Origin of the sequence: Marinobacter sp. NP-4(2019), from assembly GCF_003994855.1 — a bacterium.
In the GTDB taxonomy this organism is placed as follows: Bacteria; Pseudomonadota; Gammaproteobacteria; order Pseudomonadales; family Oleiphilaceae; genus Marinobacter.
Window position 1 is genome coordinate 3,770,432 of the sequence record NZ_CP034142.1, and the last position, 25,758, is coordinate 3,796,189.

Here is a 25,758-nt window from a genome sequence, read left to right on the forward strand (position 1 = left end):
TAACGAAACCTCGTGGTACGTGGTAATGGCCATTTCTCCACCGTTCCGATCTGTTACAATTCGCCGATTATACGGTTTTAGTGGCCATTGCGCCGCTGACGTTTTGTTAATTGCATCCATTAAGAGATTACATCATGAGTCTTTCACCGGAACAGCGCCGGGAGTACCGGGGCATCGCCCACAACCTGAAGCCTGTCATCATTGTCGGCGACAAAGGCCTGTCCGAGGGGCTTCAGGAGGAGCTTGAGCGCGCCCTGAACGATCACGAGCTGATCAAGGTCAAGATCGCCAGTCCGGACCGCGAAGTGCGCCAGGAGGCCATCAATGAATTGTGCCAGGCCGCGGGCGCCGAACTGGTCCAGACGATTGGCAAGATCGCGGTCATACTGCGCCGCGCCAAACAGCCCAACCCCAAGCTGTCCAACCTGCTTCGCAACAAAAGCTGAGCAGGCGAAACCCAAATAAAAAAGCCGGCAACGAGCACTCGCTGCCGGCTTTTTAATCGCTGGAGCCTCAGAGGTGCTCCACCTCCTCGATCTCATACTCCACGGTGCCGGAAGGCACGCGAATGGCGACAATGTCGCCCTCGCTCTTACCAATCAGCGCCCGCGCAATCGGGGAGGAGATTGAAATCTTGCCGGCCTTGATGTCCGCTTCGTCTTCGCCACAGATCTGGTAAATCACCTGCTCATCGGTATCGACATTCAGCAGGTGCACGGTGACGCCGAAAATCACCTTGCCGGTGTTTTCAATGGTATTGATATCAATCACCTGTGCCGCGGACAGCTTGCCTTCGATTTCCTGAATGCGCCCCTCGATAAAGCTCTGCTGTTCGCGGGCAGCATGGTATTCCGCATTTTCTTTCAGATCACCATGCTCACGGGCGTCGGCAATCGCAGCAATCACCCTCGGGCGATCTTCGGACTTCAGCTTCTGAAGCTCCTCGCGGAGGCGGGCTTCGCCCGCTTTTGTCATAGGTACTCTGGCAGACATAATCTTACTTTCCTGCGTGTAGATCCTGGAGGCGGCGAACTGTGCGCTCCGGGCCAAACTTGATGGCCCGACAGAAGGCTTCGCCACCCGCCAGGGTCGTTGTATAGGTTACCTTGGCCTGCAAGGCGGACTGGCGAATCTGCGCCGAGTCGGAAATGGCCTTGCGCCCTTCGGTGGTGTTAATAATCAGTTGAACCTTGCCGTTCTTGATGGCATCCACAATATGCGGGCGCCCCTCACGGACCTTGTTCACCCGTTCAACTTCGATACCTGCCTCTTTCAGGGCCTTCGCGGTACCGGTGGTGGCAATCAGCTTGAAGCCGGCATTGACCAGATCCCGCGCGACGTCGGCAGCTCCGGGCTTGTCCACATCGCGCACGGACATGAAGGCCGTGCCCTGCCCCGGCAACCGCTCACCGGTGGCCAGCGCGGCTTTGGCGAACGCCTCATCGAAGCTGTCACCGATTCCCATGACCTCACCGGTCGACTTCATTTCCGGACCGAGGATCGGATCCACCGCCGGGAACTTGTTGAACGGGAACACAGACTCCTTCACCGCGTAATAGCCAGGCACGATCTCCTGGGTGAAGCCAAGCTCTGCCAGGGATTTGCCGGCCATGACCCGCGCCGCCACTTTCGCCAGCGAGACACCAATGGCTTTGGACACAAACGGTACCGTACGGGAGGCCCGTGGATTCACCTCAATGACGTAGATCTGGCCATCCTGCCAGGCCAACTGAACGTTCATCAGCCCCACCACATCCAGTTCGATGGCCATCTTGCGGACGGCTTCGCGCATTTCGTCCTGTACGTCTTTCGGCAGGGTATACGGCGGCAGCGAGCAGGCAGAGTCACCGGAGTGAACGCCGGCCTGCTCAATGTGCTGCATGATACCGCCAATCACCACTTCCTTGCCGTCGGAGATGGCATCGATATCCACCTCAATAGCGGCATTCAGGAAGTGATCCAGCAATACCGGGCTGTCATTGGAAACCAGGACCGCGTTACGCATGTAGCGAACCAGTTCTTCCTCGTCATAGACGATTTCCATCGCCCGGCCGCCCAGCACGTAGGACGGACGCACTACCAGCGGATAGCCGATCTCACGGGCAGCCAGGACACCTTCCTCATGGCTGCGCACCGTGGCGTTTTCGGGCTGCAACAGCCCAAGGCGACCGATCATTTGCTGGAAGCGCTCACGGTCTTCGGCGCGGTCAATGGCATCCGGGCTGGTGCCAATGATCGGCACACCGGCCGCTTCCAGACCACGAGCCAGCTTGAGCGGCGTCTGGCCGCCGTACTGGACGATCACCCCTTTGGGCTTCTCGACATTGATGATTTCCAGCACGTCTTCCAGGGTGATGGGCTCGAAGTACAGCCGATCGGAAGTGTCGTAGTCGGTGGAGACTGTCTCCGGGTTGCAGTTGATCATGATGGTTTCATAACCATCTTCACGCATGGCCAGGGCCGCGTGAACACAACAGTAATCGAACTCGATGCCTTGACCAATCCGGTTCGGACCACCACCAATGACCACGATCTTATCGCGATCGGAAGCGTCAGCCTCGCACTCCTCCTCATAGGTCGAGTACATATAGGCGGTGTCCGAGGCAAATTCGGCGGCGCAGGTATCCACCCGCTTGTAGACCGGGCGGATATTCAGGTCATGGCGCAGCTTGCGCAGACTGACTTCGGAAATACCCAGCAGTTTCGCCAGACGGGCGTCGGAAAAGCCCTTGCGTTTGAGCCGGAACAGGGTGTCGCGGTCGATATCGGCTTTGCCGGCGGACTTCAGCGCCTGCTCTTCGCGGATCAGGTCCTCGATCTGCACCAGATACCAGGGATCGACGTGCGTATTGTTGAACACGTCCTCAACCGTCATACCGGCCCGGAAAGCATCGCCAATGTACCAGAGGCGCTCGGCCCCGGGCACATTCAACTCCTGCGTCAGGATTTCCTGGCCGTCCGTTGTTGTTAAATCCACCTTCTCCTCAAAGCCTTCGGAGCCCACTTCCAGGCCGCGCATGGCTTTCTGCAGTGACTCCTGGAAGGTGCGGCCAATCGCCATGACCTCGCCAACGGACTTCATCTGGGTAGTCAGGCGGGCATCGGCCTGGGGAAACTTCTCGAAGGTGAACCGTGGAATCTTGGTGACCACGTAGTCGATGCTGGGCTCGAAGGACGCCGGTGTCACGCCCCCGGTGATCTCGTTACGCAGCTCGTCCAGGGTATAGCCAATGGCCAGTTTGGCCGCAACCTTGGCAATCGGGAAACCCGTGGCTTTCGATGCCAGCGCTGAGGAACGGGAAACCCGCGGGTTCATTTCGATCACCACCATGCGACCGGTATCCGGATTGATACCGAACTGCACGTTGGAGCCCCCGGTTTCCACACCGATTTCACGCAGAACCGCCAGCGAGGCGTTCCGCATGATCTGATATTCCTTGTCAGTCAGGGTCTGGGCCGGCGCCACGGTGATGGAGTCACCGGTGTGCACACCCATGGCGTCGAAGTTCTCGATGGCACAGACGATGATGCAGTTGTCGTTCTTATCACGGACAACTTCCATCTCGTATTCTTTCCAGCCGATCAGCGATTCGTCGATCAGCAGTTCGTTGGTCGGCGACAGGTCCAGACCACGGGTACAGATTTCCTCGAACTCATCGCGGTTGTAAGCGATACCGCCGCCGGAACCACCCATGGTGAAGGACGGACGGATAATGCATGGGAAACCGATGTCGTCGGCCACTTCCCAGGCTTCCGCCATGGAGTGGGCGATGGTGGCGCGCGGGCACTCCAGACCAATCTTCTTCATGGCCTTGTCGAAGCGGTCGCGATCCTCGGCTTTGTCGATGGTGTCAGCGTTGGCGCCGATCATTTCCACGCCGTGCTTCTCCAGGACGCCGTGCTTCTCCAGATCCAGCGCACAGTTCAGCGCGGTCTGGCCACCCATGGTGGGCAACAGGGCATCCGGCTTTTCTTTCTCGATGATCTTCTCGACGGTCTTCCAGGTAATCGGCTCGATGTAGGTGGCATCGGCCATCACCGGATCGGTCATGATCGTTGCCGGGTTGGAGTTAACCAGGATGACCCGGTAACCCTCTTCACGAAGGGCCTTGCAAGCCTGGGCTCCGGAGTAGTCAAACTCGCACGCCTGACCGATCACGATGGGGCCGGCGCCCAGGATCAGAATGCTTTTAATGTCGGTACGTTTTGGCATCTCTTGGTAAACCTGTCAGCAACTTTAAAATTCTTGCATCGCAATGTGCGGCGCCTGTTTCACTCTGGAAGCGTCAACCGGGACAAATCCGGAAGCTTATCGGGCTTCCATCAGCCGGATAAATTCATCAAACAGCGGCGCCACATCGTGAGGACCGGGACTGGCTTCCGGATGGCCCTGGAAGCTGAAAGCCGGCTTGTCGGTACGGCGAATACCCTGCAGGGAACCGTCAAACAGGGACTTATGGGTCGCCTCCAGGTTATCCGGCAGGCTCGCCTCATCCACTGCGAACCCGTGGTTCTGGCTGGTAATCATTACCGTGCCGTCTTTCAGGTTCTGGACCGGATGGTTGGCGCCGTGGTGACCATGCCCCATTTTGATGGACCTGGCACCACTGGCCAGAGCCAGCAACTGGTGGCCGAGGCAGATGCCAAACACCGGAATCTCGGTTTCCAGTACTTCGCGAATGGCGGTGATGGCATAGTCACAAGGCTCGGGGTCGCCCGGGCCGTTGGACAGGAACACACCATCCGGGTTCATCGCCAGCACCTCGGAGGCCGGGGTCTGAGCCGGCACCACGGTGATGTCGCAGCCACGAGCAGCGAGCATGCGCAGAATGTTCAGCTTGACGCCGTAATCCCATGCCACCACCTTGAAGCGGGATTCGGTGCGCTCACCATACCCTTCCCCCAGGGTCCACTCGCTCTGACTCCAGGACCAGATTTTGTCGGAGGTGACTTCTTTCGCCAGATCCATGCCTTTCAGCCCCGGGAAAGCGTTAGCCAATTCCAGTGCCCGTTCGGCAGTCGCGCCTTCACCTGCCACCACCGCGCCGTTCTGGGAGCCTTTGTCGCGGAGGATCCGGGTCAGGCGACGGGTGTCGATATCTGCAATGCCCACGATGTTGTTTGCCCGCAGGTACTCGTCGAGGCTGCCGCTGCTGCGCCAGTTGCTCGCGATCAGGGGCAGGTCGCGGATGATCAGGCCGGCGGCCTGAACGCGGTCCGACTCCACGTCTTCTTCGTTCACACCGGTGTTGCCGATGTGCGGGTAGGTCAGTGTGACAATCTGGCGGGAGTAGGACGGATCGGTCAGGATTTCCTGGTAACCGGTCATGGCGGTGTTGAACACCACTTCGCCGCTGGTCTCTCCCTCAGCGCCAATGGCGGTGCCGTAAAACAGGCTTCCGTCTGCGAGTGCAAGGATTGCAGGTGTACTCAAGGCTTGTATCCTCATCGAGTGGCGTATCAGTTCGTCACGAACAGGAACGCAAGCGCAAATTCAGGTTGCAAAAAAGCGAGACAGAGTCTTAACCCGGTCCCGCTTTTTTAAAAACTTGTTCAAAGGTACGCTTGGTGCAGTCAAACCGCCTTATTGTAAAAAATTTGGCGCTTTGTGTCCATCTGAAATCCGCCTCTTGACGGAAAACCCGGGAGCACGGCGTAGACACCAACGGGCGCCCCGCAGGAACACCGGCAGGCGCTTGGGATTCTTCTCCCGGAAAACGCTACAAGCACATCCATGTGCGCTTGATCTCCGGCCATCCACGGCCTCCGACATTTCCGGGAGAAGAATCCCAACCCCCTGCCTCCGAGTTATATGAAGCAGAGGGAGCCCCCACCCGGGCAGGATCAGCCGCGCCAGGTGACGTAGGTCGGATTAGAGGCGCAGCCTCGTAATCCGACACACCATTCTCACTTCAACCCCAGAACATCCTGCATATCATAAAGCCCCGCCGGCTTGCCCTGCAGCCAAAGCGCCGCCCGCATGGCACCCTTGGCAAACGTCATGCGACTGCTCGCCTTGTGGGTCACTTCGATACGCTCGCCTTCGGTAGCGAACAACACGGTGTGATCACCCACCACATCACCGGCGCGAATGGTTTCAAAACCGATTTCCTTGCGGGTGCGCTCGCCGGTGAAGCCTTCGCGGCCGTAGACGGCGCATTCTTTCAGGTCGCGACCGAGGGCATCGGCAACCACTTCGCCCATGCGCAACGCCGTGCCTGAAGGCGCGTCTTTCTTGTGGCGGTGGTGGGCTTCGATGATTTCCACGTCGTAGTCGTCGCCCAGGGTCGCCGCTGCGGTGCGCAGCAGGTTGAGGACGACGTTGACGCCAACGCTCATGTTGGGCGCAAACACTACGGGGGTGGATTCAGCAACCACAGCCAACTGCTCTTTTTCGGCGTCGGTCATGCCGGTAGTGCCGATGATGATCATTTTGCCGTTGGCTTTGCAGAACTCGGCATTTTCCAAGGTCAGGTCCGGAAACGTGAAGTCGACAAGCACATCAAAATCGTCCTTCACGTCTTCCAGGCTGCCGGCCATGGTGACGCCGGTTTTGCCGATACCACTCAGCTCGCCGGCATCCGCGCCAATCAGCGAACTGCCCGGCTCGACCACGGCAGCGCCGAGCTCAAGACCTTCGGTGCCGTCGACGGCTTCGATCAGGACTTTACCCATGCGCCCGGCGGCGCCGATGATTGCTACCCTCATATCACCTGTCCTCAGAATTTCATTTCATCAAAGAAACTTTTCACACCCTCAAACCAGGAGGTTTTCTTCGGAGCATGATGAGTGCCGTTGCCGCCATCCAGTGTTTGCTGGAATTCTTCCAGCAGCTCTTTCTGACGCTTGGTCAGGTTGACCGGCGTTTCCACGATCACACGGCAGAGCAGATCCCCTGACGGGCCGCCGCGAACCGGGCTGACACCCTTGTTACGCAGACGGAAAAGCTTTCCGGTCTGGGTTTCCGGCGGAATCTTCAACTTCACACGGCCATCCAGCGTTGGCACTTCGAGCTCACCACCGAGGGTAGCATCCACGATGCTGATGGGCACTTCGCAATACAGGTTGCGGCCATCGCGGGTGAAGATGGAATGCTCGCGAACGGCAATCTGTACATACAGGTCACCGGGAGGACCGCCATCCACGCCCATCTCCCCTTCACCGGAAAGACGGATACGGTCGCCGGTATCCACGCCGGGCGGCACTTTGACGGAGAGAGTCTTCTCTTCCTGGACCCTGCCCTGGCCATGACAGGCCTGGCAGGGATTCTTGATGACCTGACCGGAACCACGACAGGTCGGACAGGCCTGCTGCACCGTAAAGAAGCCCTGCTGCATGCGGACCTGCCCCATACCCTTACAGGTACCACAGGTTTCCGGGCGGGAGCCTTTTTCCGCACCACTGCCGTCACAGACTTCGCACTCCCGGTGACCAGGGATACGGATCTGAACAGTCTTGCCTTTTACGGCTTCTTCCAGATCCAGCTCCAGGGTGTAACGCAGGTCGGCGCCACGGGTGTTGCGGCCACGGCCGCCACCACCGAAGATGTCACCGAATACGTCACCGAAGATATCGGAGAAGCTGGCACCGCCACCTCCGAATCCGCCGCCCGCCTGGCCATCAACGCCGGCGTGACCGAACTGGTCATAGGCGGCCCGTTTGGATTGGTCCGCCAGTATTTCGTAGGCTTCGCTGGCCTCTTTGAACTTGTTCTCGGCGTCAGTGTCGTCCGGGTTACGGTCGGGGTGATACTTCATTGCGAGCTTGCGGTAAGCCCGCTTGATTTCCTTCTCGTCCGCATCCCGGGATATCCCGAGAATTTCGTAATAATCGCGCTTGGCCATGCTTTAAAACCCTGTTTTTAAAACGCGGAAAACGCGGGGACTCCCCCGCGTTTTCCAACTGCCTGATGTACGTCAGAAATTACCGCTTGTCGTCGTCTTTGACTTCTTCAAACTCGGCGTCGACTGCGTCGTCAGAAGTCTGGGCCTGGGCACTTTCTTCCCCGCCAGCTTGCTGCGTCTGGTCCGCCTGATCTGCGTACATTTTCTGAGCCAGCTCAGAGGACACTTCGGTCAGCTTCTGGGTCTTGGCCTCAATATCTTCCTTGTTGGAACCGGTCAGCGCTTCTTCCAGCTCCTTGATAGACGCTTCGATGGATTCCTTCTCGCTGTCGCTGACCTTGTCACCGGCATCTTTCAGGGTCTTGCGAACGGCGTGAACCATCGCATCACCCTGGTTACGGACCTGTACCAGCTCCTCGAACTTGCGATCTTCCTCGGCGTTGGCCTCAGCATCGCGTACCATCTTCTCGATTTCATCGTCGTTCAGGCCGGAAGAGGCCTTGATGACGATGGACTGCTCCTTGCCGGTCGCCTTGTCTTTGGCGGAGACGTTCAGGATACCGTTGGCGTCGATATCGAAAGTAACTTCGATTTGCGGTACGCCACGGGGTGCCGGCGGAATATCGGCCAGGTCGAAACGACCCAGGGACTTGTTCTGCGCCGCCTGCTTACGCTCCCCCTGAACCACGTGGATGGTCACCGCGGTCTGGTTGTCATCCGCCGTGGAGAAGGTTTGCGACTTCTTGGTCGGAATGGTGGTGTTCTTGTCGATCAGCGGCGTGGCCACACCACCCATGGTTTCGATACCCAGGGTCAGCGGAGTCACGTCCAGCAGCAGAACGTCTTTCACATCACCGGACAACACGGCGGCCTGGATGGCAGCACCCATGGCAACGGCTTCATCCGGGTTAACATCTTTACGGGCCTCCTTACCGAAGAAGTTCTTCACCTTCTCCTGAACCAGCGGCATACGGGTCTGACCACCGACCAGGATTACTTCGTCGATGTCGCCAACCTTGACACCGGAATCATCCAGCGCAGTGCGGCACGGCGCAATGCTGCGCTCGATCAGCTCTTCCACCAGGGATTCCAGCTTGGCGCGGGTGACCTTCACGTTCATGTGCTTGGGACCGCTGGCATCCGCCGTTACGTACGGCAGGTTGACGTCGGTCTGCTGACTGCTGGACAGCTCGATCTTGGCCTTCTCGGCAGCTTCCTTCAGACGCTGCATCGCCAGCGAGTCGCCACGCAGGTCAATGCCGCTGTCTTTCTTGAACTGATCAGCAAGGTATTCGATCAGCTTCATGTCGAAGTCTTCACCACCGAGGAAGGTGTCGCCGTTGGTGGCCAGCACTTCGAACTGGTGCTCACCGTCGACGTCGGCGATTTCGATGATGGAGATATCGAAGGTACCACCACCCAGATCGTACACAGCCACGGTGCGGTCGCCGCTCTTCTTGTCCAGACCATAAGCCAGGGCAGCAGCGGTCGGCTCATTGATGATCCGCTTGACTTCCAGACCGGCAATCTTGCCGGCGTCCTTGGTGGCCTGACGCTGGCTGTCGTTGAAGTAGGCCGGCACGGTGATGACCGCTTCGGTGACTTTCTCGCCCAGGTAGTCCTCGGCGGTCTTCTTCATCTTCTTGATGACTTCCGCGGACACCTGCGGCGGCGCCATCTTCTCACCCTTCACTTCCACCCAGGCATCACCATTGTCGGCCTTGGTGATCTTGTAGGGCACCATCTTGATATCTTTCTGGACCACGTCGTCTTCGAAACGACGGCCGATCAGACGCTTGATGGCATACAGGGTGTTGTTCGGATTGGTGACCGCCTGACGCTTGGCAGACTGACCTACCAGGGTCTCACCGTCTTCGGTGTACGCAATGATCGACGGGGTGGTGCGATCACCCTCAGCGTTCTCGATAACCTTGACCTTGTCACCATCCATGATGGCAACGCAGGAGTTCGTGGTTCCCAGGTCGATACCAATAATCTTGCTCATTGATTCACTCCAATTCGTTTGTTCGATCCGGTTGCGACATCGCCAATCCGATGCCAGTCAAAACTGTTTCGGGCTGTCAGCCCCGGTCATTCAATCCGGCGCCCGCCTGTTTACTGCCTATATTGGCGCCTTAATTCACTTTTCAAGCCTGTTCATCGATTTTTGGTGCATCCTCGGCCTTGGCCACGACCACCATCGCAGGCCGGACCAGGCGTTCGTTCAGGGTGTACCCCTTTTGCACAACCGCGACGACACTGTTCGGCTCGGCATCCGGCGCCGGCACCATGGACATGGCTTCGTGCAGTTGCGGATCAAACGGTTCGCCAACGGGATTGAGTTGCTCAACGTTGAACTTCTTGAGGCTGTTCATAAACAGGTTCAGCGTCATCTCCACACCTTCACGAATAGACGCCACCAGTTCGCCGGAAGCCTCCTGACCTTCGGTGCTCTCAACCGCCTTCTCGAGGCTGTCCGCCACTGGCAACAGCTCCTTCACAAACTTTTCCAGCGCGAACTTGTGGGCCTTTTCCACATCCAGCTCGGCACGACGACGGACATTCTGCATTTCTGCCTGGGCCCGCAGCATCTGCTCCTGATATTCCTGAACCTGAGCCTGAAGGGCTTCGGTTTCAGAAGGCTCCCCGGCCGAATTACCTTCAGCGTCTCCTGTCGCTTCGGCCTCGGCAGCTTTCAGCTCTTCCTCAACCTGCTCGTTACGATTTTCGTCAGCACTCATGGCTACTCCTGATCATTCATCCGCAGCCGCAAATACGGCCGGTTATACATGTCATCCAGCCTTTATCGGCCAGATCAAAGAGGGTTGCGAACGGATATGGGGCCCCTTGCTCCGGTTTCAACCTCCATGAATGCATTTATCCACAATTTCACACCCGCGAATTTGCAAACAGGCAAAACCCTGTATATATTCACAGTCACTGTATGTAACCACAGTGTTTTTTTTCAGAGCGGAGGTCACCAGCATGCTCACACAGCTCACCGTATCCAACTACGCCATTGCCGAAAGGGTCGAACTTCAGTTCAGCAAGGGCATGACCGCCCTCACCGGGGAAACCGGTGCCGGCAAGTCCATTGTCCTGGACGCCCTGGGGCTGGCCATGGGTGGACGGGCCGATGCGGGTGCCGTACGCCACGGGGCCAAGCGGGCCGACATTACCGCCTCCTTCGATGTGTCCCGCATCGCCGAGGCCCGGGCCTGGCTGGAACAGCACGAGCTGGACGACGAGCATGACTGCATCCTGCGCCGGGTTATCAGCAAGGATGGCCGCTCACGAGCTTATATTAACGGCCAGCCCTGCCCGCTCGCACACCTCAAGGATCTGGGCAGCCTGCTGATGGACATTCACAGCCAGCACCAGCACCAGTCCCTGCTCCGCAAGGAAACCCATCGCAAGCTGCTGGACGAATACGCCGGCGTGGAAGCCCTCGCCGCCGACACCCGCGATGCCTGGAAGACCTGGCACAAAACCCGCCAACGCCTGACCGAACGACAGCAAAACGCCGACGAAGCCGAAGCCCGGTTGCAACTGCTCCGCTATCAGGTAGAAGAGCTGGATCGCATGGCTCTGGAAGAAGGCGAACAGGAAAATCTGGAGCAGGAACAGGAACAACTCAGTCACGCCGACACCGTGCTGCAGAACAGTCAACAGGCCGCTCTGCTGTGCACGGAAGAAGACAACAGCGCCGCAGACCTGGTCCGTCAGGCGCTGCAGCAACTGGAACACCTGCCCACCGAAGTGCCGGCTCTGATGGATACCATCCAGATGCTGAACGAAGCACAGATCCAGATCAGTGAAGCGGGGGACAACCTCCGCCGTTTTGTGGAGGATTACGAGGCCGACCCGGCAAGACTGGCCGAGGTCGAGGAACGCCTGAGCGCGATTTACCAGATGGCTCGCAAACACCGCATCACGCCGGAAGAGCTGCCCGAACTGCACCAGCGCCTCAGCGCCGAACTGGCATCCCTGGATGATGGTGAAGGCAGCGTTGAACAACTGGAGGCCGAGCTGGAATCCCAGCGACACCGCTTTGACGAACTGGCCGGCCAGTTATCGGAAGCCCGCCAGCAGGCGGCCGCCAATCTCGACCAGAGAATTGCCGGCGAACTGGCACAACTCAGCATGCCGGCAGTGCAGTTTGTCACCCACCTGAATCGCACCGACGACGAGCCGGCACCTCATGGCCTTGAAGACGTGGAATTCCTGGTCAGCGCCAACCCGGGCCAGCCCGCCAGACCACTGGCCAAAGTCGCCTCCGGCGGCGAACTGTCACGCATCAGCCTGGCAATCCAGGTGGTGGTCGCACAGACCTCAACCACTCCTACCCTGGTGTTTGATGAAGTAGACGTCGGCATCGGTGGCGGCACGGCAGAAGTGGTCGGGCGATTACTGAGAACCCTGGGCGACGATGGTCAGGTATTGTGCGTCACCCATCTACCGCAGGTTGCAGCCCAATGCCACCAACATCTGTTCGTCAGCAAGTTTACCGAACAGGACGCTACCTTCTCGAAAATTGAAACACTGGATGATCACGGGCGAATCAGCGAAGTGGCAAGAATGCTTGGCGGTGTCGACATGACCGAACACACCATTGCCCATGCCCGCGAGATGTTCACCAAAGGACAGGCGACCCATCACTGAGCGACAGAGCACATTCCCCTCTCGATCCTGAGAGCTATTGGGGCGGATTCACATCCGCCCCTTTTTTTATTCTTTCATTCGGGTATCGCGCTTACGGAAGGAAAGTTACTTGCCAATCGGCTTGACGTAGAGAATCAGGCTGTGATCAATGATCTCATAGCCCCGCTCTTCGGCAATTTTCTTCTGGCGCTCTTCGATGATGGGATCGCAAAACTCAATGACCTCGCCGGTTTGCGTGCAAACCATGTGATCGTGGTGATCATCCCCGGCCATTTCGAACACTGCGTGCCCGCCTTCAAAGTTGTGGCGAAGCACCAGTCCGGCAGCCTCAAACTGGGTCAGAACCCGGTATACGGTCGCCAGCCCCACGTCATCCCCTTGCTCCAGAAGCTTCTTGTACACATCCTCTGCGCTGAGGTGGTGTTCCTCGGAGTTTTCCAGAATGTTGAAAATCTTTACTCTCGGCAGAGTAACTTTCAGACCGACTTTTCGTAATTCGGCGTTTTCAGATGACATGTTACTATTCACTCGTTGGTGTGCCCCACGGCTTCCGGTATGATGAAGCCGCATTTATACGGTTAGACCGTGTCACACCTGCCCCTGGCAGGCGATTTCAAGATAGAGGATTTCCCCCGGCGATGCAAAAGCTCACAGCTATCATTCTCACTCTCATCCTGTCTGGTTGTGTCTTTCCTGGCGTATACAAGATCAACGTCCAGCAAGGCAACATCCTGACCGACGAGGAGCTGACATCACTGAGCGAGGGCATGTCCCGCAGCCAGGTACACTCGGTCCTTGGCAATCCGCTGATGATCAACCCGGTTGACCCTTCCCGGGAATACTACATCTACACCTTCCAGCGTCGGGGAGGCGATATCAAAGAACAGCGAGTCATCGTCTATTACGACAACGATCATTACAGCCACTACGAGGCCCAACTACTGGAAGAAACGCCGGCCTATTAAGGCCGCCGTCAGGATTTCTTCTTTGCCCGGTTGAGCCTGGCCTGCTTGGGATCAATCTTCAGCGGTCGGTACAGCTCAACCCGATCCCCCTCCCGAAGCTCATGCCCGGCGGGCGACTTAATGGCCTTGCCAAAGATCCCCATATCATTACTTTCAGGATCAATTTCAGGAAAAACCGCCACAATGCCAGACTGTTTGACAGCCTCAAGAGCGGTAGTTCCCGCCGGCACCTGCAGGCTGATAATTTCCTGCTTGTCCGGGCGGGCATAAGCCACTTCCACTCGAATCATTCCACAACTCCTGCATACACCATGTCCGCACGCCGACAAAACGCATCCACCATCGTATTGGCGGCCTGACTGAATACCGGGCCAAACGTCATACGGGAGAGCGATCCGGAGAATTCGAATTCCAGTGTCAGGATAACCTTACAGGCATTGTCGTCCAGCGCCCGGAAGTGCCAGCGACCGGTAAGATTGCGAAACGGCCCATCCACCAGACTCATCTCGATGGTCTCGGGGTGACTCAACTGATTGCGGGTGGTCAGACGATGGCGGATGCCGCCCTTGGCCACATCCAGGGACGCGGTAATCTGCCCTTCGTCCCGATTGTGAATTTCCGCGCCCGCACACCAGGGCAAAAACTCGGGATAACGGGCAATGTCGTTGACCAAATGGAACATGCGCTCAGCGGAGTGCATGACCAGGGCTGTCTTGTCGATCTGATGGGGCATTCTTCATCCCGCGGTCGGCTGTATTCAGAATTTCAGACGCTATGATAAAGGATCTCGTCCCGTTTTGGGCCTTTTTTGGGGGCCGGATCACTCCCCGGCGCATCATCGTGCCTGGCAGGACGCGCCTCCCCATCAGCCGGGACTGATTGCGAGGGTTCCGTCACCTGCCCGCCCCCACTTTGCTTGCCATTGACTGGCGGAGCCTGCCTGGGTGTCGCAACCACCGGACTGATCTGGCGACACCACTTCGCCTGCTCACCGCCGCCACAGAGGTTATCCAATGAAAACAGCGTGTAGGAAATCCCGATTACCGCCACCACAGCCGGCAACACCAGCCGCATCACCCAATACCAGATACGGCCGAATAGCCAGGGTGTCTTGCCCAGAATGCTGAATGACAGTGAGCGGGTCAGGCACCACCCAGTGAACAAAGCAATCAGGATTGCAACCAGGGGAATCAGCAAACCACCGGTGATCAGTTCCAGCCAGCGGAATAACGTCCCGCCCGCCAACTGGGCGTCGGCCCAGATGTTGAATGACAGCAACGTGCCCAGCCCGGCAAACCACACCAGCGTCCCCATAATGAAAGCCGACCAGCCCCGGGGCGAGCCGGTCCATTCCCGAAACCAGCCTACCACCGGCTCCAGCAGAGCCAGTGAGGTGGTCCACACTACCAGGACCACCAGCAGGAACGCAGCAGCGATAATAAACTGACTGCCCGGCAGGGGAGCCAGCGCAACCGGCAACGAAACGAACAACAGGCTGAAGCCACGCGCACCGTCAAAACTGCCACCGCTGGTCGCGGTGGCGAAAATCAGCACACCCGCCAGAATCGCGATCAGGGTATCCATCAACACCACCGCAAGCACCGATCGCTTCAGCTTAACTCCGACCGGCGTGTAAGCACCGAAGATCGACCACACCCCCATTCCCAGCCCCAGAGTGAAAAAGGCATGGAAAAGCGCAGCCTTGAGGCTGCCGATCGTGACATCCTCCGGGCGGAACTGCAGAATCTCAGCCACCGCCCCCTCCAGGCGACCATGCCAGCCTGCCAGGGCAAACAATCCCAGCAGCAACAGCAGGGATAGCGGCACCAGCGACCGGAACACCCGCTCGAGCCCCTTGACCACCCCCTGAATGGACACCCAGATCACCAGCACGACAAAGAACAGGTGCCATGCCATGAACATCCGGTAGTCACGGGTATCCGATACCATATCCGCCAGTACCGCGGTGGCTTCCGCCTCTCCGGCATTGTTGAACACGCCCAGGGCACCATAGAACACGTAAGCCAGAGCAATCGACCCGAACACCGCGGTGTAGGACAGCACCAGGAACGCCGCGATAATGCTGAGCCGCCCCGCAAACATCCACCATCGGGAACAGCGGGTACTGCGAATATAACCGTCCATCGCCAACACGATGCCGTGACGCGCATACCGGCCCATTGCAGACTCCGTCACCATCAGCGGCAGCGTAACCAGTAACAGACAAGCCACGTACAGCAGGATGAACCAGCCACCGCCGTGCTGCCCCGCCAGATAAGGGAACTGCCACAAGTTGGCAAGGCCCACGGTGGCACCGACCGCGGCCCAGAAAAAAGTCGACTTGCGGGTCCAGGACCCGATGGGGGTTTCGTATGGTGCAGGCATTCAACATTCCGACAGAGCTGAACTGAGCATTGTAGCGGATGAATCTCCCCGGCTACGACCACCGAAGGGGTCTGTCACGCTGATTTCGTGACCGATCTGGCACTCCTGAGCTACAATGCGCGCTTTCCCGGCTTGTACTATACCCGGCAAATTTTTATCCGAACCCGGATTATCGATTCATGAGCAAAAAGAAACCCGGACCCCAGAGCAATACCATTGCCCTGAACAAGAAGGCAAAACACGAATACCACATCGAGGAGCGCTTCGAGGCTGGCCTCGCCCTCCTCGGCTGGGAAGTGAAATCCCTGCGCGCCGGCAAGGCACAGCTGACCGATGCCTACGTGCTGCTCAAGGATGGCGAGGCATGGCTGCTGGGCTCACATTTTACCCCGCTGATCACGGCGTCCACCCATGTCATTGCGGATCCGACGCGCACCCGTAAGCTGCTGCTGCACGCCAAGGAAATCGCCAAAATCGTTGGCAAGGTCAACCAGAGCGGCTACACCTGCATCCCCCTGGCCCTGTACTGGAAACAGAACAAGGTCAAATGCGAAATTGCCCTGGTAAAAGGCAAAAAATTGTTCGACAAGCGTGCCACCGAGAAAGAACGGGACTGGAACCGCCAGAAACAGCGCATTCTCCGCGACGCCAATGCCTGACTCTGGATGCGGCAAATCCATGTCGCATCCGCAACCACTTTTACCCTCCCCTCAATCGGCCTATACTCTTTGTTCTGATCGCCGATACGCCACGACTCCGTGGTATTGATGTCCGTTCGGCAACTGGATTGCACACAGAACGGAGGACCCCATGTCCCTTAGCAAAACCGCCATGTCAGCCGTGGATCGGTCCTGGCTGCGCATGGACAGTCCCACAAACCCCATGATGATTTCAGCGGTCCTGATCTTTGATCAGCCGCTCTCCCTCAAGCGCCTGAAACGCACCCTGAACGAACGCTTCCTGTGCTTTCGCCGCTTTCGCCAACGTGTGATTCAGGAAGGTCAGCGGGTGTACTGGCAGGATGACCCGCTGTTTGATATCGACAACCATATCCATCGTATCGCCCTGCCCGGAGCCGGCGACAAAGCCGAACTTCAGGTGCTGACCAGCGACCTTGGCAGCACGGCGCTCGACACCCGCCGCCCCCTCTGGGACATCCATTACATCGATAATTACGACGGCGGCTGCGCCCTGCTGGTTCGCATTCACCACTGCATTGCCGATGGCATCTCGCTGGTACGGGTCCTGTTGTCACTTACCGACAAGACACCGGAAACGAAACTCAGCCACATTGCTACCACTACGCAGCCCAAAGAATCGCAGGCCGGTGGCCGTCTTCGCCGTTTCACCCACCGCCTGCTCGATAGCGGCCAAACTGCCCTCGAGCAAGGCCGGCTGTTCCTGAACTCGCTGCGCAAGGAGCCGGATTATCCGGTCAAGCTGGCTACGGCAGCAGGCAATATCGCCATCGACGTGATCAAACTCGGTGTTGCGCGGTTTGAACCCAAAACCGGCCTGCTCTCACCTCTCAGTGGCCGCAAAGAGGCGGCCTGGGCCGAGCCCCTGAGCCTGGCGGAAGTCAAACTTTGCGCCCGTGCATTGAAAGGCACCGCCAACGATGTCCTGCTGTGCGCGGCTGCCGGGGCACTACAACGCCATTTCCGGGAAACCGGAGAGCACATCCCAGAGTGCGGTATCCGTGTGGCTGTCCCCTTCAACCTACGCCCCCTGAACCAGCCCATCGAGACGCTGGGCAACCAGTTCGGACTGGTGCTGGTATGCCTGCCGGTCGAGGTGAATTGCCCGCTGATGCGTTTCCGCCAGGTGCAGGAGAACATGAACCGCCTCAAACGCTCTTACCAGGCTCAGGTGACCTACAGCCTGCTGGATCTGTTTGGTCGCGGTCCCGATATCCTGGAGCGGCGGGCGTTGGCACTACTGAGCAATAAGGCCTCTGCCGTGCTGACTAACGTGCCCGGCCCCAAGGAGGCGGTCTACCTGGCCGGCGCGAAACTGGTCCAACCCATGTTCTGGGTGCCACAGAGCGGCAATATCGGTATTGGCATGAGCATCTTCAGTTACGCGGGCACGGTGCAGTTCGGCATCACCATCGACAGGGCCATCAACGCCGACCCGAACGCGGTGATGGGGTATTTCCGTGAAAGTTTCGCCGAACTGAGGGACGCTGCACTTCAGCGCAATGAGCTTACAACCGCCCGGACCGCCAGCTGATAGGTACAAATCCCCAGGCAGGATCGCAAAACTAAACAAGGAAGTCCTTGAAGTTGCGGGAACCGGCCACATATACTGTCGGTAAGGGGACGACATGGCTTCGACGCTGGTGGCGAACCCTTGGGTGCATGTCGAGATGGCAGCCAATCTCGTTAATCCAAAGCTGCAACGCAATAGTCGCAAACGACGAAAACTACGCACTAGCAGCGTAAGCTGCTAGTCGTCCTGACCGGGTCGCCCGTAGCCCGGAAGCAACATCTCAGGACGTCATCGCTTACGGGATGCTCCTTTAACCAGAGCTCACTGGTTAGAGGCTAAGATTTAAAGAGCTCGGTTCCTGCACCCTGGCTCTCGGGTCGCTTGAACTTAAATCAATAGAGAGACGCTAAGCATGTAGACCTCAAGGCTGAGTGCTGGCGGACGCGGGTTCAATTCCCGCCGTCTCCACCAAACTCTCCGAGAAAAGCCCCTGATTTCAGGGGCTTTTTTTTGCGTACGAGAAAACAATCAAAAGAGAGCGGCCACAAAGTGTCCATAGAGGAAGAAATAGAATATAAATGGAAGGGCGTGCCTATGTCCTCAGAGGCACACCTTTTAGACACGACTTTGTTCAGAGGCGCAATTCTTGTCCCGGTACTGATTGGGATATTGTTGATGGTAATTGCAGGCTTGAGCAGCAGAACTCAATTAAGCCCCTGTTTCAACGCTGAATGCTTCAGCACCTTTTTTAGCCTTTTCAAATTCCAGTTCGCTATCATGGGCTTGGCGATTCCTTTAGGCGCGCTAGTGGCATCCCACCACCGATCTATGCAATCAGCTGCCCAAATAAAAACGCAGTTGAACCAGAACATTTTCTCCAACTACATTGACCACAGAAAACTTTTTGAGCAGTTTTTTAAAGACAACAATCCCTTAGAACTCCGAGATCCAAGCAGCAGGCAGGTATGGGCAATTTATGACCGAGTATTCCCCAGCGCCGCATACGGCGACTTATCCCCCAACCCAACGTTAAAAACATTCGTAAAAGATATCGCAGATCATTTTCATGAAATTTCAGATTTAGTAAAAAAGGAATTAAATCCAACAAGCTTAAATTTAAAGAACAGCAGAATCGCTTTTTGCTGGGCAAGTTCTAACTTCTTGGTTTCAGACTTTTTAGGTATATCTCGCCCCGTTGTTCCAATAGTGATAGAAAGAGACCCTATTGATCAGCTAAGACAATATGCCCAAATTACTCTAGCAATTGCAAAAGGTTTGCAAGATTGCGCGAATTTCCACAAATTCTATGAGAATTATTCAGTTATACCTGAAATTGAACGTTATTATTCTGAAATGAAAAAGGTTCTTGAGGAACTACAAAGTATTAATGACGCACGAACGAAAATCCTAAATGCCCTTGAAAATGCTACTGATGATCACGGCAACCTAAATGCTAAAGATGATTACGCATCAAAATCATTAAGCAACCGTTTAAAAGAGTTCACACACGAGCCAAACGTCCGGGAATATATTGACCCAGAGGATGTGAAGACAGTCCTAGAACATTATATTCCAAGCTCACATAAACAAGTGTTCTTAGACCACATGCCTGTATCCTGGCAACTGGCGCTTCAACAAAGTACTAACACCTCCTCTGTTGACCAGTAGTGGGAGATTCAGAATCAGCCAATCCGGTGGGCAATGCGGCGATTTTCAACCCAGTTGTCCAAATGACCGCGTTTAAGCGGCCAGTTTATTCAGCTCAACTTCCTGTAATTTCCCAGGGTTGCGCTATAGAGATGGGCTATAGCCCAGCAGCCTCGTTCCTGGATACGCTAGCATACTCTTCGTCGTGGCACCGCTACTTTTCAGGGCACTGTTTTAACTAGTATTTTTAATTAATGCACTGCTTTAGAAGGGCGCGAAATCGGGCTCAATCTTGCCGTCTGGAGCAAACTCTCTGAATGCGGCCGACATTGCCCTATACTTGATGACACCCTTAAATGATCCGGGACCCAGTGCGTACAGCGCACTGTCGTTCGGGTGTTCGACTGGCCCAGGTCTTTTACAGAGTCTGTGTTTCAAGCACATGGAATCATTTCGAGTGATGAACACGAAGGGTTTTATTGCAGCACTCTGTCTGTATTCGTCATTTGTGTACGGCGGCAGCGAATCGGAGTCGACAGACCACTTCCTCGAGCGGCCCCTGATCAATTTCACCGTCGGGCAGGTAGGTGCGGACCGAAGACTGGACAATCCCCGTCGCTATGGCATCGAGTACCGTTTTACCCCGCTAACACGTTATCGGCTTTGGCCTTCAATCGGAATCGTACTTGGCAGTAACGATTCAAACTTTATATACGCGGAGTTACGCCGGGACTTCCGCTTTGCCGATCACTGGTTACTGACGCCCAGCTTCGGGCTCGGGCGGTTCAACAACCGGCCCCAATTCGATCTGGGCAAGTCGTTGGAATTCCGTAGCGGCCTTGAGATTTCCAGGCAGTTCAACCAGGGATATCGCTTGGGTGTTGCCGTATTCCATCTATCAAACGGTGGGCTATCCGACGAAAACCCGGGCACCGAAGCGGCCGCGCTTTCACTCAGTATTCCCCTTGACGGCAGCTAGCTAAGAGCCGACATCGCTAACGCACTCCCTCCTCAACCAGAAGAAATTCTCCGCGCAAAAAGCTTCTCAAACTGCGAGATATTCTGCTGAATATAGTCAATAAACGCCCGCATAGCCGGCGTGGGATGCTTCGCCTGCGGGTAGACCACGCACCAGCTCCTGCGAAGGGGAAAGCCCGCCAGATCAACGATATGCAAGCTGCCGAGGGCCAATTCCGACAGGATGCTCAGTTTCGGTAACACCGCAACCCCCAGCCCGGCGAGGACGGCGTGCTTCACTGCGTCGTTGGAGCCAAGTTCCATGCTGGGACTCACTCTCAGGCGATGGTTCTGGCAGTGCAGCTCCAGCGCCAGCCGGCTGCCGGAGCCGGACTCCCGCACCAGAAGCTCGCTGTCGAGAAACTCCTGGGCACTTACTTCCTCCCGATCGAGCAAGGGGTGTCCGTGCGGTGCCACCGGCACCAGTTCGTTGTCGAGAAACGGAAGGGAAGTCAGCGGCCGTTCGCTGGGCACCATGCCCATAATGGCCAGGTCGTCGCGATTGTCGTTTAACCGCTGCAGCGCCGTGGCCCGATTCACCACCATCACCGATACGTTGACCTGAGGGTTCAGGTTCAGGAAGGCCCTTAACAGGTACGGCACAACATACTGGGCGGTATTGACCGCCACCAGTTTGAGCTCCCCGGCGACCTGGCCTTCCATGGCGGCCAGGTTGGTCTGGATCCGCACCAGTTCGCCAAAGATCGCTTTGACGCAGCGCGCCATTTCCTCCCCGGCGGCGGTGCAGTACAGCCGCCGCCCCACATACTCGAACAGGGGCATGCCCAAGGCCTGTTCCAGGTGGCGCACCTGACTGCTGACCGCCGGCTGGGTCAGGCCCAGCAGTTCACCCGCCTTGCTGTAACTGTGCAGATCGTAAACCGCCTTGAATACCTGAAGCTGCCGAAAGGTCAGGCGGCTGGCCAGTTTCTGGACGCTCAATGGCATAGGTAATTCGGCCCTCTCCAGGATCCATAAGGTTTAACTTATATATAAACAAAATAATATCAATTTTTACTGCTAATACCTATTCGCTAGTCTTTCTTCGACTTCATTCGGGACGACTTGACGAGGAATCTCCCATGTTGAAGAAAGTATTGATTGCCAACCGCGGCGAGATCGCGGTCCGCATCGTGCGGGCCTGTGCCGAGATGGGCATCCGCTCAGTCGCCATTTACACCGAACCCGACCGCTATGGGCTGCACGTCAAGCGGGCCGACGAAGCCTACTCCCTGGGCGAGGACCCGCTGGCGGGTTACCTGGACCCGGCGCGCATCGTCAACCTGGCAGTGGAAACCGGCTGTGACGCCATCCACCCGGGCTATGGCTTCCTGTCTGAGAACGCGGAATTCGCCCGCCTGTGTGAGCAGAAGGGGGTGACCTTTATCGGCCCGAAATCCGGGGTGATCCACAAGATGGGTGACAAGACCCAGGCCAGGGACAGCATGCGTGCTGCTGACGTACCGATCACGCCCGGATCGGAAGGCAACCTGGACAGTCTCGAGGAGGCCCTGAAACTGGCCAACGACATCGGCTATCCGGTGATGGTCAAGGCCACCTCCGGCGGTGGCGGTCGCGGTATCCGCCGCTGTGACACTCCGGATGAGCTAAAGGCCCAGTACCCCCGGGTTATATCCGAGGCCACCAAGGCCTTTGGCTCCGCCGAAGTGTTTATGGAAAAGTGCATCGTCAACCCACGCCACATTGAAGTGCAGGTGCTCGCGGACAGTCACGGTAACGCCATACACCTGTTCGAGCGGGATTGTTCGATCCAGCGCCGCAACCAGAAACTGATCGAGATTGCCCCCAGCCCCCAGTTGACCCCGGAACTCCGCCAATACATTGGTGATCTGGCCGTTCGGGCGGCCCAGGCGGTGGGCTATGAAAACGCCGGTACCGTGGAATTCCTGCTGTCCGGCAACGAAGTGTATTTCATGGAAATGAACACCCGGGTGCAGGTGGAGCACACCATTACCGAGGCTATCACCGGCGTCGACATCGTCCGCGAACAGCTGCGCATTGCCTCCGGCCTGCCCCTGAGCTATCGCCAGGAAGACATCCAGTACCGGGGCTATGCCCTGCAATTCCGGATCAACGCCGAGGACCCGAAGAACGATTTCCTGCCCAGCTTCGGTCGCATCACCCACTACTACGCACCGGGTGGCCCGGGCGTTCGGGTGGATACCGCCATCTACACCGGCTACGAGATTCCCCCGTATTACGATTCCATGTGCCTGAAGCTGGTGGTATGGGCGCTGACCTGGGAGGAAGTGATCGCCCGCGGCAAACGCGCCCTGGACGACATGCGCCTGCATGGCATCAAGACCACGGCCGCCTACTATCAGCAGATTCTGGACCATCCGGACTTCCGAAGCGGCACCTTTGATACCAGCTTTGTGCCGGCCCACCCGGAACTGCTGAATTATTCAACCAAGCGCGACCCCGCAGAAATTGCGCTGACTATCGCTGCCACCATCGCCGCCCATGCCGGCTGGTAATCCGCAGGAGGAACAAGATATGAGCAACGCGAAGAAAATTGAAGTCACCGATGTCATCCTGCGTGACGCGCACCAGTCGCTGATCGCCACCCGCATGCGCACCGAAGACATGTTGCCGATCTGCGACAAACTCGACCAGGTGGGTTACTGGTCCCTGGAAGTCTGGGGCGGTGCCACCTTTGACGCTTGCGTCCGTTTCCTTAAGGAAGATCCCTGGGAACGCCTGCGACAACTGCGCGAGGCCCTGCCCAATACCCGTTTGCAAATGCTGCTGCGGGGGCAGAACCTGCTGGGCTACCGCCATTACGCCGACGATGTGGTGGAAGCCTTTGTCCAGAAGGCAGCGGACAACGGCATCGACGTGTTCCGGGTGTTCGACGCCCTGAACGACCTGCGCAATATCGAAACCGCCATGAAGGCGGTGAAAAAGGCCGGCAAGCACGCCCAGGGCACCATCTGCTACACCACCAGCCCGGTTCATACACCGGCGCTGTTCGTGCAGCAGGCGAAAGACATGCAAGCCATGGGGGCAGACTCCATTGCCATCAAGGACATGGCCGGCCTGCTGACCCCCTACGCCACCTACGACCTGGTGAAAGCCATCAAGGCGGAAGTGGACCTGCCGCTGGTGGTGCACAGCCATGCGACTTCCGGCCTCGCTCCGCTGTGCCAGCTCAAGGCCGTTGAGGCCGGTGCCAATCGCATTGACACCGCCATTTCGTCCTTTGCCTCCGGCACCAGCCATCCGGCAACGGAGTCCCAGGTTGCCGCACTGAAAGGTACCGACTACGACACCGGCCTGGACCTGGTACTGTTGAGTGAAATCGCCGATTACTTCCGGGACGTGCGCAAGAAGTACCACCAGTTCGAAAGCGAGTTCACCCGCGAGGACGTCTCGGTACAGATTAACCAGGTACCAGGCGGCATGATGTCCAACCTGGCCAACCAGCTTAAGGAACAGAATGCCCTGGACCGCATTCGCGACGTCTTTGATGAAATCCCACGGGTGCGCGAAGATCTTGGCTTCCCACCGCTGGTCACACCCACTTCGCAGATTGTCGGCACCCAGGCGGTCTACAATGTACTGGCAGGTCAGCGCTACAAGACCATCACCAACGAGGTGAAACGCTATCTGCAAGGTGGCTACGGCCAGCCCCCGGCGGCGGTCAATGCTGACATCCAGAAGAAAGCCATCGGGAATGAGTCGGTCAACGAGGGGCGCCCCGCCGACCTGCTTAGTCCCGAGTTGAACAAATTACGAGAAGACATTGGTAGTCTGGCGAAGTGCGAAGAAGATGTGCTTACCTATGCCATGTTCCCGGACCTTGGGCGCGAGTTCCTGCAACAGCGTCAGGACGGCACCCTGAAACCGGAAGAATTGCTGCCTGCCGAGCAAAAAGGCAAGGACCGCATGGGCACTGCGGTAGCCACCGAGTTCCGCATTGATGTACATGGCGAGACATACGAAGTAGCGGTTACCGGGGTAGGTGCTTCCGGTGCCGGCAAGCGCAAGCTGTACCTGTCCCTCGATGGCATGCCCGAAGAGGTGGTGTTTGAGTCCCTGAACGAGTACGTTGCCGAGAGCGGTAGCGGCCGCAAGCGGGCGAGCGAGCCGGGCCACGTCACCACCACCATGCCCGGCAATGTGGTGGACGTGCTGGTGAAAGAAGGCGATACGGTCACCGCCGGTCAGGCGGTACTGGTCACCGAAGCCATGAAAATGGAAAGCGAGGTCAATTCCAGCGTCGACGGGACCGTACAGGCGATCCATGTGGCCAAGGGTGACCGCGTCACCCCTGGGGAAATCTTGATCGAGATCGGTTGATAGAGGAAATCAATATGGAACACATCGTTCGTGGCGTACTGGATTTTCGGGAAAACGTCTATCCGGAGCGTAAGGACCTGTTTGGCGCCCTGGCCGATGGCCAGAGCCCGGAGGTGCTGTTTTTCACCTGCTCGGATTCACGCATCGATCCCAACCTGCTGACGGGGTCCAACCCGGGAGATCTGTTCATTTGCCGCAACGCCGGCAACATCATCCCGCCCCACAGCAATGAGACCGGGGGCATGACCGCCTCCATCGAATACGCAGTGGCGGTACTCAAAGTCCGTCACATCATCGTCTGTGGCCATACCGACTGCGGTGCCATCAAGGGCGCGCTGGATGTCGAGGCACTGAAAGGACTGCCCCACGTCAAGGAATGGCTGGGGCACTGCCGCTCAGCCATGGAAATAGTCAGGGAACGGCACAACATTGCCACCGATGCCTGTCTCGACAGCCAGTACCTGAACGAGGCTATCGAAGAGAACGTCCTGCAACAGGTTCAGCACCTGCGTACCCACCCGGCGGTGGCGGCCAAGCTGGCAACCCACAAGGTACAGATCCACGGCTGGGTATACGATATCAAATCCGGCGAAATCCGTTGTTGCGGCCAGGACAGTCTGGAGTTCAAAAAGTTCGATGACTTCTACGCCGACATCATCAACCGTGTCAAAGGCTGACGGAGACGTGAGAGGTCATTGACGTTG

Annotated in this window: 22 protein-coding genes and 1 other RNA gene; 11 read left to right on the plus strand and 12 right to left on the minus strand. The window is 57.5% G+C overall.

Going from position 1 to position 25,758, the window contains the following annotated elements; genetic code table 11:
- Window positions 1-134: 134 nt before the first annotated feature.
- Window positions 135-446, plus strand: coding sequence for a ribosome assembly RNA-binding protein YhbY (gene yhbY / locus EHN06_RS17200; protein ID WP_127333737.1), 312 nt, complete (start codon window positions 135-137; stop codon window positions 444-446).
- 67 nt (window positions 447-513) lie between these two features.
- On the opposite strand, the gene greA is transcribed toward yhbY, so the two are convergent.
- From greA to grpE, 7 genes are all read right to left on the minus strand, one after another.
- The gene (greA, locus tag EHN06_RS17205) at window positions 514-975 is read right to left on the minus strand and encodes a transcription elongation factor GreA (protein ID WP_416332564.1); all 462 of its coding nucleotides are present in this window, start codon (window positions 973-975) and stop codon (window positions 514-516) included.
- Window positions 976-997: 22 nt separating this feature from the next.
- Window positions 998-4,213: a carbamoyl-phosphate synthase large subunit gene (gene carB, locus EHN06_RS17210; protein WP_127333739.1), complete on the minus strand. Its 3,216-nt coding sequence runs from the start codon at window positions 4,211-4,213 to the stop codon at window positions 998-1,000.
- 96 nt (window positions 4,214-4,309) lie between these two features.
- Window positions 4,310-5,434, minus strand: coding sequence for a glutamine-hydrolyzing carbamoyl-phosphate synthase small subunit (gene carA, locus EHN06_RS17215; RefSeq protein ID WP_127333740.1), 1,125 nt, complete (start codon window positions 5,432-5,434; stop codon window positions 4,310-4,312).
- 473 nt (window positions 5,435-5,907) lie between these two features.
- A complete protein-coding gene (dapB, locus tag EHN06_RS17220) occupies window positions 5,908-6,708 on the minus strand; it encodes a 4-hydroxy-tetrahydrodipicolinate reductase (protein WP_127333741.1) in 801 nt (266 codons plus the stop codon).
- A gap of 11 nt (window positions 6,709-6,719) precedes the next feature.
- Entirely contained in the window at window positions 6,720-7,844 is a 1,125-nt protein-coding gene (gene dnaJ / locus EHN06_RS17225) for a molecular chaperone DnaJ (RefSeq protein WP_127333742.1), read from the minus strand.
- A 79-nt stretch (window positions 7,845-7,923) separates the two neighbouring features.
- The gene (dnaK, locus tag EHN06_RS17230; RefSeq protein WP_127333743.1) at window positions 7,924-9,849 is read right to left on the minus strand and encodes a molecular chaperone DnaK; all 1,926 of its coding nucleotides are present in this window, start codon (window positions 9,847-9,849) and stop codon (window positions 7,924-7,926) included.
- Window positions 9,850-9,991: 142 nt separating this feature from the next.
- Window positions 9,992-10,585 (minus strand): nucleotide exchange factor GrpE, encoded by a 594-nt coding sequence (gene grpE / locus EHN06_RS17235; protein ID WP_127333744.1) that lies wholly within the window; start codon window positions 10,583-10,585, stop codon window positions 9,992-9,994.
- Window positions 10,586-10,829: 244 nt separating this feature from the next.
- Here grpE and recN point away from each other — a divergent pair, with 244 nt between their 5' ends.
- A complete protein-coding gene (gene recN / locus EHN06_RS17240) occupies window positions 10,830-12,506 on the plus strand; it encodes a DNA repair protein RecN (protein ID WP_127333745.1) in 1,677 nt (558 codons plus the stop codon).
- Window positions 12,507-12,611: 105 nt separating this feature from the next.
- On the opposite strand, the gene fur is transcribed toward recN, so the two are convergent.
- Window positions 12,612-13,022: a ferric iron uptake transcriptional regulator gene (fur, locus tag EHN06_RS17245; RefSeq protein ID WP_127333746.1), complete on the minus strand. Its 411-nt coding sequence runs from the start codon at window positions 13,020-13,022 to the stop codon at window positions 12,612-12,614.
- A 122-nt stretch (window positions 13,023-13,144) separates the two neighbouring features.
- On the opposite strand from fur, the gene EHN06_RS17250 reads away from it, so the two are divergent.
- Window positions 13,145-13,471, plus strand: a complete 327-nt coding sequence (locus EHN06_RS17250; protein WP_127333747.1) for an outer membrane protein assembly factor BamE — start codon at window positions 13,145-13,147, stop codon at window positions 13,469-13,471.
- A gap of 8 nt (window positions 13,472-13,479) precedes the next feature.
- Here the strand turns inward: EHN06_RS17250 and EHN06_RS17255 are convergent, their stop codons facing one another.
- From EHN06_RS17255 to EHN06_RS17265, 3 genes are read right to left on the minus strand one after another with little or no spacing between them, the layout of a single operon-like run.
- Window positions 13,480-13,761 carry an RnfH family protein gene (locus tag EHN06_RS17255; protein ID WP_164735629.1) on the minus strand — a complete coding sequence of 94 codons (282 nt, stop codon included), beginning with the start codon at window positions 13,759-13,761 and terminating at the stop codon, window positions 13,480-13,482.
- On the minus strand, window positions 13,758-14,204 hold the full coding sequence (locus tag EHN06_RS17260; protein ID WP_127333748.1) for a type II toxin-antitoxin system RatA family toxin: 447 nt from the start codon (window positions 14,202-14,204) through the stop codon (window positions 13,758-13,760). Before EHN06_RS17260 ends, EHN06_RS17255 begins: the two co-directional genes overlap by 4 nt.
- A 32-nt stretch (window positions 14,205-14,236) precedes the next feature.
- A complete protein-coding gene (locus EHN06_RS17265) occupies window positions 14,237-15,856 on the minus strand; it encodes a sodium-dependent transporter (protein WP_127333749.1) in 1,620 nt (539 codons plus the stop codon).
- A gap of 179 nt (window positions 15,857-16,035) precedes the next feature.
- On the opposite strand from EHN06_RS17265, the gene smpB reads away from it, so the two are divergent.
- From smpB to EHN06_RS17290, 5 genes are all read left to right on the plus strand, one after another.
- Window positions 16,036-16,515, plus strand: coding sequence for an SsrA-binding protein SmpB (smpB, locus tag EHN06_RS17270; protein WP_012136896.1), 480 nt, complete (start codon window positions 16,036-16,038; stop codon window positions 16,513-16,515).
- Between the two features lie 151 nt (window positions 16,516-16,666).
- Window positions 16,667-18,088, plus strand: a complete 1,422-nt coding sequence (locus tag EHN06_RS17275) for a wax ester/triacylglycerol synthase family O-acyltransferase (protein WP_127333750.1) — start codon at window positions 16,667-16,669, stop codon at window positions 18,086-18,088.
- A gap of 85 nt (window positions 18,089-18,173) precedes the next feature.
- Window positions 18,174-18,538, plus strand: a transfer-messenger RNA (tmRNA) gene (gene ssrA / locus EHN06_RS17280).
- 39 nt (window positions 18,539-18,577) lie between these two features.
- Window positions 18,578-19,735 (plus strand): hypothetical protein, encoded by a 1,158-nt coding sequence (locus EHN06_RS17285; protein WP_127333751.1) that lies wholly within the window; start codon window positions 18,578-18,580, stop codon window positions 19,733-19,735.
- 439 nt (window positions 19,736-20,174) lie between these two features.
- The gene (locus tag EHN06_RS17290) at window positions 20,175-20,693 is read left to right on the plus strand and encodes an acyloxyacyl hydrolase (protein WP_228257497.1); all 519 of its coding nucleotides are present in this window, start codon (window positions 20,175-20,177) and stop codon (window positions 20,691-20,693) included.
- Window positions 20,694-20,725: 32 nt separating this feature from the next.
- Here the strand turns inward: EHN06_RS17290 and EHN06_RS17295 are convergent, their stop codons facing one another.
- Window positions 20,726-21,679, minus strand: coding sequence for a LysR family transcriptional regulator (locus EHN06_RS17295; protein WP_127333753.1), 954 nt, complete (start codon window positions 21,677-21,679; stop codon window positions 20,726-20,728).
- A 134-nt stretch (window positions 21,680-21,813) separates the two neighbouring features.
- Here EHN06_RS17295 and EHN06_RS17300 point away from each other — a divergent pair, with 134 nt between their 5' ends.
- Genes EHN06_RS17300 through EHN06_RS17310 form a run of 3 tightly spaced genes read left to right on the plus strand, consistent with a single transcriptional unit; the run spans window position 21,814 to window position 25,731 of the window.
- On the plus strand, window positions 21,814-23,229 hold the full coding sequence (locus EHN06_RS17300; RefSeq protein ID WP_127333754.1) for an acetyl-CoA carboxylase biotin carboxylase subunit: 1,416 nt from the start codon (window positions 21,814-21,816) through the stop codon (window positions 23,227-23,229).
- A gap of 19 nt (window positions 23,230-23,248) precedes the next feature.
- The gene (gene oadA, locus EHN06_RS17305) at window positions 23,249-25,054 is read left to right on the plus strand and encodes a sodium-extruding oxaloacetate decarboxylase subunit alpha (RefSeq protein ID WP_127333755.1); all 1,806 of its coding nucleotides are present in this window, start codon (window positions 23,249-23,251) and stop codon (window positions 25,052-25,054) included.
- A gap of 14 nt (window positions 25,055-25,068) precedes the next feature.
- Entirely contained in the window at window positions 25,069-25,731 is a 663-nt protein-coding gene (locus EHN06_RS17310) for a carbonic anhydrase (RefSeq protein ID WP_127333756.1), read from the plus strand.
- Window positions 25,732-25,758: the final 27 nt, after the last annotated feature.